This window comes from Sulfuricurvum sp. (assembly GCF_019163035.1).
In the GTDB taxonomy this organism is placed as follows: Bacteria; Campylobacterota; Campylobacteria; order Campylobacterales; family Sulfurimonadaceae; genus Sulfuricurvum.
Genome location: NZ_JAFLKV010000068.1, coordinates 1 through 7,515 on the forward strand (window position 1 = coordinate 1; position 7,515 = coordinate 7,515).

The following is a 7,515-nucleotide window of genomic DNA, read 5'->3' on the forward strand; positions in this document are numbered from 1 at the left end:
GGAAGTACCGATGGGACACTTGATATTATCCATAAATATAAAGACAAAATAAATTATTGGATTAGTGAAAAAGACGAAGGTATCTATGATGCCATGAATAAAGGAACCAAGATTGCGAGAGGAAATTGGATTAACTTTATGAATGCGGGGGATGTATTTTTTGATAATAATGTTATCCAAGCCTTACCTTTCGAGCAGCAATATGATTACATTTATGGAGATCACGTACTAGAAAATGAAGTAACTGGAAAGCAAACGATTATTAAGGTTAAGAATTTTTCTGAAAAACAAAAAATTCCTTTTTGTCATCAATCAGTGTTTGTAAAAAGACGCTGGCTACAAGATTATCCATTTGATGTACGATATAAAATCGCTGCTGACTATGAACAGTATTTAAAAGCAAGACATAATGGAGCATCTGCCTTGTATACCCCTATCTTAATATCTATATATTTAGATGGGGGAGTATCTGCCGTATCAGGGAAAACGATTATTGATGAATATTATACAATCACTAAAGAATATTACCCTTTTCATGCAATTGTAATGAAAATATATAGAATACTTAAACATTATATTAAAAAAGTTCAAATATGAAAATCGTCTTTATTTTACCCTCAATTAAAACAGGTGGTGGAAATAGAGTTATCCTTGAACTTTCCAATGAACTGGTTACTCGTAATATAAATATAGATATTGTGTATCCAAAAAATTCCGAAGAAACCAATACCTTCAATATCTCCAAAAAGATTACCTTTATCCCTATAGGAACTTATAAAAACAGTAAAATACATAAGTTATTCAATCTTTTTCACCTTTTTAACTACCTTAATAAAACTTACAAAAATGAGCTTTTAATTTTTACCGACCCCATAATGTCAATTTTTATTCCACTAACTAAACACAATAAGGTGTATCGATTTATCCAAGCAGATGATTATGCGATATATGACGATTTATTAGTTTTGAAACATAAAATATTTCTCATAATCTATAAAATTTTAACCAAGCTGTCGTACCACTACAATGTGAAATATCTATTTAACTCAATCTATACCTATGACAAATTTAGTGAAATTCTAAAAACAAAAAAAATATTCTTCAACCTTGTCCATCCTGCTTTAAATCATACTATTTTCTACAATCAAAATACCCGCGAAGAAAATAAAATCAACATTTGCATAGTAGCTAGAAAACATCCATGGAAAGGCTTTATAGATTTTATACATGCACTCAACAACATCCAATCTACGTTACACATTGATAATATCTATTTGATTTCTCATGATAATTTATCAGAATTTGATATAACTGGAATGCAGCTTATAAAGCCCAAAAATGACCATGAAATAGCGTACTATATGAACAAATCTCATATTTTTGTTTCTACCTCATGGTGGGAAGGTTTTGGATTGCCTCCTTTAGAAGCCATGGCCTGTGGTTGCAGTGTAGTTCTAACTGATGCCGGCGGCGTTAATGAATATGCGGTTCCCAATGAAAACTGTTTAATGTATAAACCAAAAGATATTAGTAAGCTTCAAGAAAATATTATCAGACTTGTGGGAGATAAAGAGTTACGCAATTATTTATCCATAAACGCTCAAAAAATGGCACAAGATTTTTCATGGGCTAAATCTACTGATCAATTAATAAAGGCTTTAGATTATGCATATTAATGCTTCTATCGTCCTGTATAATAACCCTATATTTATGATCCAAAAAGCAATTGACAGCTTTTTGAGCACTTCATACAATGTCAAGCTCTATCTCATTGATAATTCTCCGACAGATATTCTTAAAATATTATCTTCCTCCGATAAACGGATCGTCTATATCCATAATCCATCTAATCCTGGATTTGGCGCCGCACATAATCTTGCTCTAAACCTATCAATCTCTCAAGGTGTTACATATCATCTTATTCTTAACCCCGATGTTTATTTCGATTATGGTGTTCTGGAAAAAATCACAGAATATATGCATGTACATGAAGATGTAGGACTACTAATGCCAAAGGTTTTATATCCCAATGGAAAAACTCAGTATATTGCTCGCTTACTTCCGACTCCATGGGATCTATTTGCCAGACGTTTTATCCCTATCAAAGGCTATTTGAATAAACTCAATCGACGTTACGAACTCACTTTTTTTGATTACTCATCCGCTGTAGAAATTCCATTTATATCAGGTTGCTTTATGTTTTTGCGAACCAATACTATCAAAGAAACGGGAGGATTTGATGAGCGATTTTTCATGTATCTAGAAGATGCTGATCTTTCCCGAAGAATCGGGACGGTCTCAAAAACTATTCTTTATCCTGATGTTTCCATCTATCATGAATATCAACGCGGATCGCACCGCAGTTTTAAACTATTATTAATTTTTATACGCTCAGTTTTTAGCTACTTTAATAAGTATGGATGGTTTTTTGACCCTTTCCGAAAAAATAAAAATCAACAAACACTTCATCAATTAGGCTGGAGAAAAACGTGAAAATACTTCTCACGGGAGCAACTGGGTTTATCGGAGCCCATTTTACCCGATACACTGCATCACAAGATATTATCCCTTTTTCATTCCACAATAGCAATATCGATACTTTGAATTTATCCGGTATTGACACCGTTCTCCATCTAGCCGCACTCGTCCATCAGATGAATGGTGCCCCTTCCGAAGCATATGAACAGATTAATGTTACACGAACACTTGATCTAGCCAAAAAAGCCAAAGCCGCCGGTGTTAAACAATTCGTTTTCATGAGTACGGTCAAAGTATACGGCGAAGAGACCAATACCGTTTATAGTGAAACCACCCCATGCCATCCTCAGGACGATTACGGAAGAAGCAAGCTACACGCGGAACAAGAGCTCCAAAAATTGGGTGACAAAAATTTTATGGTGTCGATTATTCGCACACCAATTGTATACGGGGCAGGTGTCAAAGCCAATATAAAAAGCTTAATCACCCTCATCCAAAAAATGCCGATTCTACCATTCGGTAATACAGAAAATCAACGAAGCATGGTTTATATCGGCAATCTATGCGCTTTAATCACACACATCATAGAACACCAAAAAGGCGGGATCTTTTTAGCGAACGATGACACCGCCCTCTCGACAAGTGATTTCATTCGGACCATTGGTCGTGCATTAGGAAAAAAACTCTATTTAATACATATTCCTCTCTTCGAGTATCTACTAAAATTCATTAAACCCTCTTTCCATCAACGACTCTTTGGTAATTTACTCATCGATAATACGCTGACGAAAGAACAGCTGGGATTTCGTAACCCGTACTCTACAGAAGAGGGGATAAAAAATATGATACAAGGCGAACACTATGACATTTAAACGACTTTTTGACCTTTTTCTCTCCTCTATTGCCGCACTTATTTTATTAATCCCTTTTGTCATCGTGGCATTGATGGTTCGCATCACTTCAAAAGGCCCGATATTGTACTGGTCTCAGCGGGTCGGCAAGAATAACACTCTTTTTCTAATGCCAAAATTTCGAAGTATGTGGGTCGATACTCCAGCGGTGGCTACCCACCTGCTGAATGACCCTAATGCACTGCTGACCCCCATCGGTTCCTTTTTACGAAAAAGCAGTCTTGATGAACTTCCGCAACTTTGGAGTATTTTAAAAGGAGATATGAGTTTTGTAGGACCCCGTCCAGCTTTGTTCAACCAAGACGATCTCATTTCACAACGAACTGCGACAGGGGTTCATGTTCTTACTCCTGGATTAACCGGATGGGCGCAGATAAACGGACGGGATGAACTGCCGATTCCTCAAAAAGTAGCCCTTGATACCGAATATTTACAACGGCATTCATTTCTCTTTGATCTTAAAATCATTCTTTTGACATTTTTAAAAGTAGTTAAAAAAGAGGGTGTAACCCACTAAACTTTAAATTATTGATAAAGAGTGCCCTTTCAGCTAAAATACACCCACTAAAACACGGAGCAACCCGATTATGCTAAAACTACGCGAAGAACGCACCTCTTTAACGACCTTACTCATTTTAGTCACCTTAGCTTATCTCTTTTCCGTATCCCTCCGTTTTATCTGGGTCAACGAGTTTAATGCCCAACCGCAAGTTCACTGGAATAATGAACTAATGATCAGTAACAATGATGGCTATTATTATGCAGAAGGTGCTCGTGATATCCTCCAAGGTCATCATGAAAAAAATGATTTATCCCCTATCGATACTGCCATGTCTCAACTTACGGCGGTACTCGCTAAAATACTTCCTATCAGCTTTGAAACACTCATCCTTTATATGCCATCATTTCTCGGCTCCTTAATCGTCATTCCCCTTATATTGATCGGTCGTGCTTTAAATCAAACCACTATGGGATTCATAGCCGCGCTGATCGGCTCTATAGCCAACAGCTACTACAATCGAACGATGAGCGGTTACTATGATACCGATATGCTGAACATTGTCTTTCCCGTTTTGGAAATGTACTCGCTGATTCTCGCTCTTACGCATCAACGCAACCGATACCTTATCCCCATAACTATATCTATTGCCCTCTACCAATGGTGGTACCCACAGGCTTATGCGTTAGATACAGCATTGCTTTTGATGATTCTTGGCTATACCATTATTTTTGATCGAAAAAATATTTATTTTTATAAAATTGCTTTATTTATCTTGATCGGAATTCTCGCTGTACCTATTGTTGCTAAAATCGGATTAGCAGTCCTCATCTTTGCCCTCTTCCATTTTAAAAAAGAACTGTCAATCAAACTTTTTTGGCCTCTTTTTGCCGTTATTATCGGAATCTACTTTTTTACCGGAGGAATTGATCCAATATGGTTTCATATCAAAATCTATTTTTTTACCAACGGAAGTGAAAATACTATAGCATCATCGCTTCATTACTATAACGTAATGTCTACGGTTCGTGAAGCAGGACAAATACCTTTTACTGTTTTTGCTGAGCGAATCAGCGGACATACTATCACCTTTATACTGGCATGTATCGGCTATGGAATGGCACTTATTGCTTATCGCCCACTCCTCGTCACACTTCCTCTTGTCGGTTTGGGATTTATTGCTATGTTTGCAGGATTACGTTTTACCATTTATGCCGTTCCAATGATGGCAATCGGATTTGCATACCTTCTGTTATGGACGACTCAACGAATTAAAAAATCTTGGCTTCGATATCTTTCCCTATTTATTTTCACCCTCGCTGCTTTATATCCCAACTATACCCATATTCGTGAATATATGACACCAACTGTTTTTATTGATCAGGAAGTTCTAGTATTAGATGAACTTCGTAAAATTGCCGCACGAGAAGATTATGTCATTTCGTGGTGGGATTACGGTTACCCTATCCGCTACTATGCCGATGTTAAAACATGGGTTGATGGAGGCAAGCACAGTGGAGACGTCAATTTTCCCACCGCTTTTGTTTTAACGGCACAAGATTCGGCATCAGCGGCTCATATGATGCGCCTCTATACCGAATACACCGAGCAAGGTTTTAATGATAAAAATAAAACTGCCAATGATTTTGAATATATGCTGAGTAAAGAAGGCTTTAGAGATCCAAATGATTTTATAAATGCACTATCTCTTCCTGAATACAAAACTCCTCAAAAATCACGAGACGCATTCTTGTTTTTACCTCTAAGAATGCTGGATATCTTCCCAACCGTATCACTTTTTAGTAATCTTGATTTAAATGGAACAGAAAAAAAACCCTCTCATTTTTTCTTTGTATCCCACGGCGGACAAGATACTGGAGCGAGCATTGAACTTGGGCAGGGGGTCTCTATTATAAAAGCCACCAGCACCTTAAAAATGGGTGCTCAGAGTATGCCTATCAAAGCATTTTATCAAGTCGGATACGATCCAAACAAAAAACTACAAATCAACCGACAGAACTTTGCGTCCGATGGCTTAACTGTCATATATATGGCAAGTTATGGTCAGTTCTTAGTCATGGATGATTACTTCTTCAACTCTACCTACATCCAAATGTTTGTACTAGAACAGTATGACAGAAATCTTTTTCAACCTGTAATATTGAGTCCAATGGCAAAAATTTATAAACTGAAAATATAAACTATGCTATTAACTAAAAAAGAGAAAAGTTTTGATTTATTAAGTCCTAGCTTTACAAAGAGACTTCTCTTTTTTTTAGGTGTCGATTTTATCCTTTTTTTCGTATCTCTCCACTTTGCCTATTCACTCCGTTTTGATTTTAACATTCCCATAGAGCATATGTCTAAATTTTATAGTGTATTCTTTACTCTTGTGTTATTAAAATGGGGAAGTTTTTATCTCTTTGGAATTTATCATATGACTTGGCGCTTTTTTGGTTTACATGACGCTAAGCAACTCTTCTTTGCTCATATTTTAGTAGTTATCGCTTTTTTTGTTCTTTACTTACTCAGCACACCTCTTTTTATCCCCATGCCTCGTAGTGTAATCGGTATAGATATGGTTTTATCCCTTGCTTTAGTTGGAGCCCTAAGGCTATCCAAACGACTTACCATGGAATCATCTAAAAGCGATACACACAAACCGACACTCATTGTGGGGATATCCGCAAATACCGCTAATCTGATCAAAAGTATGGTGGAAAGTGACAGTTCAAATGACTATTATCCGATAGGAATAATTGCTATTCAAGAGAAAAATCACAATATGATCAGCTCCACTATACAAAATATAAAAATATCCGGTACCACTGAAATTCCTTTTTTAATCGACTCTAAACAAATATCAGCCGCTATTATTGATGGTTCACTCCCGAGCGAGTATTTACAACTCGCTTATAAACTTCTCTCTAATTCAGGGATTACCGATATCAAGCGCTCAACACTCCTATCCGATGGAAAAGAGTCTATTACCTCCTTATCAGTTGAAGAACTACTGGCTCGTCACCCCAAAGATCTTGATACCCAGACTGTTGAAAACTTTATAGAAGGGAAAAATGTCCTTATTACCGGTGCGGGGGGGAGTATCGGAAGCGAGATTGCGTTGCAGTGCTACCGTTTCGGGGCAAAGAATCTTATTTTGATCGATCACAGCGAATACAATCTCTACCAAATCGGTGAGAAAATCCCCTCAGCCTTCCTCCATCTGTGCAATATCATCGATAAACAGAGATTGAACGAAATCATACAAAACGGTTCTCCCGATATTGTCATCCATGCCGCCGCCTATAAGCACGTCCCCCTTTGCGAGGCAAACATCCAAACGGCGATCATGAACAACGTCATCGGCAGTCGTAATGTCATCGACAGCGCAATCGAGCATAACGTCGCTAAAATCGTCATCATCTCCACCGACAAAGCGGTTCGTCCGACCAACGTTATGGGTACGACCAAGCGAATCGTAGAACTTTATGCTCAGAATGTCGATCCACGCAACAGTGAGATCGTAGCCGTCCGATTTGGAAATGTTCTCGGTTCCAGCGGCAGTGTTATCCCAAAATTCAAATCCCAAATCGAAACGGGCGGTCCCATCACCCTCACCCATCCCGA

Annotated in this window: 7 protein-coding genes; all 7 read left to right on the forward strand. The window is 37.6% G+C overall.

Annotation, left to right across the window (positions count from 1 at the left end):
- Positions 1-597: glycosyltransferase (locus JZU62_RS05500; RefSeq protein ID WP_295012690.1), on the forward strand; the 597-nt coding region annotated here is incomplete at its 5' end.
- Positions 594-1,676 carry a glycosyltransferase family 4 protein gene (locus JZU62_RS05505; protein ID WP_295012692.1) on the forward strand — a complete coding sequence of 361 codons (1,083 nt, stop codon included), beginning with the start codon at positions 594-596 and terminating at the stop codon, positions 1,674-1,676. The genes JZU62_RS05500 and JZU62_RS05505, both read left to right, overlap by 4 nt.
- Positions 1,666-2,493 (forward strand): glycosyltransferase, encoded by an 828-nt coding sequence (locus JZU62_RS05510; protein WP_295012694.1) that lies wholly within the window; start codon positions 1,666-1,668, stop codon positions 2,491-2,493. The genes JZU62_RS05505 and JZU62_RS05510 overlap by 11 nt, the downstream gene beginning before the upstream one ends.
- The gene (locus JZU62_RS05515) at positions 2,490-3,350 is read left to right on the forward strand and encodes an NAD-dependent epimerase/dehydratase family protein (RefSeq protein WP_295012695.1); all 861 of its coding nucleotides are present in this window, start codon (positions 2,490-2,492) and stop codon (positions 3,348-3,350) included. Before JZU62_RS05510 ends, JZU62_RS05515 begins: the two co-directional genes overlap by 4 nt.
- Entirely contained in the window at positions 3,340-3,906 is a 567-nt protein-coding gene (locus JZU62_RS05520; RefSeq protein ID WP_295012697.1) for a sugar transferase, read from the forward strand. Before JZU62_RS05515 ends, JZU62_RS05520 begins: the two co-directional genes overlap by 11 nt.
- Positions 3,907-3,976: 70 nt before the next feature.
- Positions 3,977-6,088, forward strand: coding sequence for an STT3 domain-containing protein (locus tag JZU62_RS05525; protein WP_295012699.1), 2,112 nt, complete (start codon positions 3,977-3,979; stop codon positions 6,086-6,088).
- A gap of 3 nt (positions 6,089-6,091) precedes the next feature.
- Positions 6,092-7,515, forward strand: a 1,424-nt coding sequence (locus tag JZU62_RS05530; RefSeq protein ID WP_295012701.1) for a polysaccharide biosynthesis protein, incomplete at its 3' end; no start/stop codon positions are given.